Below are 4,267 nucleotides of genomic sequence, written 5' to 3' on the forward strand. Positions count from 1 at the left end.
CTTTCCCATACATCTTTAGGATAACTTGGTGAACAAACACCTTCATCAACTATATCTTGTGACATATTGTAAAGAATATCTTTATAATCAGTTTTTTCTTCTATACATCTAAAATGTTTTTTGCTAAATAAACTTAATATATATTGCTTAGGGTTTGATATGCTACCTATACGATCTGCAAATCTTACACTTTCCTTAATATTTAAATAATCTAATTCATCCAATATTTCATTTATAAGTATAACTGGAGCATTTGTTTTAAATTCTAGATTTGTTATTGAAAAAATCAAATCTGGTGAAAAATCTACTACTTCTTTTTCAGCTAACAAAGAAAATGTTTTTATTTCAGCATTTTGAAAAATTTCGCTCAGCTTTAATTTTATTAAAAACGCACTTCCTCCACCTGATGAACATATTATTGCTATTTTATATTTTTTATTAAAACTAGCTTCTTCTCGTTTCTCAAATGGTACAGCTATATGAGTTGCTATGAAACCTATCTCATCTTGGCTTATCTTTATATGATATTCACTCTCTATAACTTTTGAAAGCTGAATTGCCAAATTAAAAACTGTTGGATACTGCTGACTTATCTTAATTGAAAATGGATTCGTTATGTTATGTTCCCTTTTGGCACGCTCTATTAAAGATGCAATATGTAAATAAAGTAAATTAAAAAACTCTTTATCTTCTGAAAAATTAGTATTATATTTTTTATCTACACCTCTAAAAAATTCATGTATTATATATTGAAGCTTACTTTGTTCAACATTCATTATTTTAGTTTTTTTATTTTTAGTCTTGCGTTTGATAAACTCTTTTAAGTAATCGGTTTCCTTACTAGTAAGATAATTTTTTTTATCTTTAAAGATATTATCCAACAAATCACTTATCATTAAATTTTCTGCATCTCTTTTTAATGTATTAAAATTTTCTAAATCTCTTAAACTAGACTTTATGTATAAAATTACAATCTGAGCTAATATTTCTTCAAGTTCTGTCAAGTTTATTTCCAAATCATGTTCATTAAGTACATTTTTTATTGTACTTCTGATATCATCTAATTTCGAATTATCAATTATTTTATTTCTATATTCTGTTATATTTCTATTTTTTTTAGAATAAAGTCCTACTAACATTATTTGAATTGATTTGACAGATCCTTCTATCTTAATTCCATAATGGGCCTTACGTTCTAACTTCAATCCTGTATCTCTTAACTTTTCATCTAATTTTTTTAAATCATTCTTAATTTGAGATGAGCTTACTAGGAATTTCTTGCTCAACTTTTCTATAGTTTTATAGCCTTCATTTACCAAAAGCTCTACTATCATAGATTCTATTCGTTGTTCTGGATTCTCAATTAAGTATGAGGGTAGGCTTTTTAGGTAATGATCTAACTTTTCTTCATCTTTAAGATTTAAGATATATCCTAGTTTTGCTTTGTATTCTATTTTAAAACCATTACGTTCATCTATACTTTCTATATTCTTTATATCATTTCTAATAGTTCTAGTAGATACACCCAGCTTATTTGCAAAATAATCTAAATTTAAATACTCACTACTATTTCTTAATTCTTCAATAATAATTCGTTCTCTCATATACCCACCTCCCTCTATCTTATTGTTATATTTTAACAATACTATTTTATCTAAAAAACATTTTATTTTAAAATACAATTTCTTCCATATGATAGTGAAATTTATATCTCAATATATTTCACTATCATATTTAAAGACTATTTTTCACTTTTTATATAATTTAATTATATATATAATACTATAATGACAAAAGCCGATATTTTTCACTAATTATGTGAAAAAACTACACCATTATTTTTGTAAATAATATGTATTTATTTTTTATGCTTTATCTATAGATCCACATACAGCAATTTTTTCTTTTACAAATTCTTTTACTGATTGTCGTCCTGCTGCTCCATATTTTTTCGGATCTATAACTTCAGGATCTTCTTTTAAAACTTTTTTAACACCATTACTATATGCAATTCTTAATTCTGTTGCATAGTTGACTTTAGTAATACCTCTTCTTATACTTTCTTTTATAATTTCATCAGGTATACCTGACCCCCCATGTAGTACTAATGGTATTGAAACTACTTGTTTTATTTCTGATAATCTATCTAAATCTATTTTAGGCTCACCTTTATATAAACCATGTGCTGTTCCTATAGCTATAGCTAATGAAGAAACTCCAGTTTTTTCAACAAATTCTTTTGCTTCTTGTGGATCTGTATGAGCACTACCTTCTCCACCATCTAAATCATCTTCTTTTCCACCAACTTTTCCAAGTTCTGCTTCTACCGGTATAAAAGATGGTTTACAAGCATCCACTACTGATTTAGATAATGATATATTCTCTTCAAAACTTTCATGAGATCCATCTATCATTATTGATGTATAACCTGTTCTTAAAGCTTTCATTGCAAGTTCAAAACTTGAACCATGATCTAAATGCATTGCTACAGGCACTTTCGCTCTTTCTGCTGCAACTTTTGCATTTGCTAAATAGTAGTCAAGCCCTGCGTATTTTACAGTAGATGGAGTAGTTTGTAGTATGACTGGAGAATTTAATTCCTCAGCAGCTTCTATAACAGCCATTACCATTTCTAGATTTTCTACATTAAAGGCTCCCACTGCATAATTTCCTTCTTGTGCCTTTTTAAATATTTCTGTTGTCGTTACTAATGCCATATCGATACCTCCAAGATTTATTTAACTATTAGTCTTCAACTTCTTACTTATCATACTCATGTATTATTACACCTTTTACAACTCTATTTACTGTCCCTGTTGGTGATGGTGTATCTGGTTTATTGTTAACCTTTACTGATGTAAATAAAGATATAGTTTGTCCAAATAATATATATGGGAATGCAAGGTATACATCTGGTAATTTACTATATTTATTTTCAAATCCAAATCTTATTCCTGAAAAATCAGCTTCATTTTCTACTGATATTGCACAAGTAAGTTTGGCAATCTTATCCCCATTTATTTCCTCTAAAACATCTAGATCATATTTTCTTGTATATTCGTCATTAGATACAAATACAAATATAAGTGTATTTTCATCAATAAATGACTTTGGACCATGTCTAAATCCCATTGAAGAATCATATCCTGTAGCTATTTTTCCTGCTGTAAGTTCTAATAATTTTAACTGAGCTTCTTGTGTTAATCCTCCTAGACCTCCTGATCCTAGATATACCACCCTATTAAAATCTTTATTTATTAATTCATGTATTTCATCTTTTCTGCATATTACATTCTTTCCCATTTCTATTATTGAATCTACATATGCTTTTTCTGTCTCACTGTCTAAGTCATCAAATATTAATATTGCAGATAACATCATACAAGTGAAACTTCCTGTCATAGCAAAACCTTGGTCATTTGATTTTGATGGCATTAATAATAAGTAGTTATTTTCATCATTTTTAGTCATTTGAGCAAGTTTTCCTTCTGGGGCACAAGTTATGGCTAAATGATAAAAATCATCTACAATTTGTCTTCCTAAATTAAGAGCCGCTATACTTTCAGGACTATTTCCACTTCTAGCAAAAGAAACTAATAATGTTGGTACATCTTTTTTTAAGTAATCATATGGATTTGAAACTATATCCGTAGTAGGTATTGCTTCTATGATACATTTTTTCATGTCATTTTTCTTCTTTAAGTAAGGAAGAACTGAGTTTCCTACATAAGCCGATGTTCCAGCACCTGTAAATATAACTCTAAATTGTCCATGCTTCTTGCCTATATTTTCTATAAACCTATTTAAATTTTCTTTATTATTTCTATATATTTCATATGCTTCTGCCCATAAATCAGGTTGTTGCTTTATTTCTGTTGTTGTTATTATTGCACCTAAGTCTTTTAACTTTTGGTCTTCTAATTTAAACATATCACTTTTCCCCCTTCAGATTTTTGACAACCAATATTGATAATGTCGTTATAACCACTTTTTCAAAAAAAATAAAAGAATATATATCATACTCTAACTATTTTGGTTAAAAATTTATTATCTCCCAAGTGGTAGTTACCACTAAATATAAATTATTTTTACTTTTTTGTCAACACTAAAATATTTTATTTTTATTACATTTGGCCTAAATTAACTTTTTTACTTTAACTAAATCTTTATATTTTTCAATCTCTTCTAAATTTACAAACCCTGTTTCTATATTAAGAGCATTACTTATACCGCAAGCATTTGAAAGTTTAAGTAACTCTTCTACTTC

The 4,267-nt window shown here is 27.7% G+C and carries 3 protein-coding genes; all 3 read right to left on the minus strand.

What is annotated here, in order from left to right; translation table 11 throughout:
* Positions 1–1,604: BglG family transcription antiterminator (locus J7G74_RS09990; protein ID WP_297134796.1), on the minus strand; the 1,604-nt coding region annotated here is incomplete at its 3' end.
* A gap of 261 nt (positions 1,605–1,865) precedes the next feature.
* The gene (gene fba, locus J7G74_RS09995; RefSeq protein ID WP_297134799.1) at positions 1,866–2,717 is read right to left on the minus strand and encodes a class II fructose-1,6-bisphosphate aldolase; all 852 of its coding nucleotides are present in this window, start codon (positions 2,715–2,717) and stop codon (positions 1,866–1,868) included.
* 43 nt (positions 2,718–2,760) lie between these two features.
* On the minus strand, positions 2,761–3,930 hold the full coding sequence (locus J7G74_RS10000; RefSeq protein ID WP_297134800.1) for an SIS domain-containing protein: 1,170 nt from the start codon (positions 3,928–3,930) through the stop codon (positions 2,761–2,763).
* Between the last annotated feature and the right edge of the window lie 337 nt (positions 3,931–4,267).

This window comes from Terrisporobacter sp., from assembly GCF_017888745.1.
Lineage (GTDB): Bacteria > Bacillota > Clostridia > Peptostreptococcales > Peptostreptococcaceae > Terrisporobacter.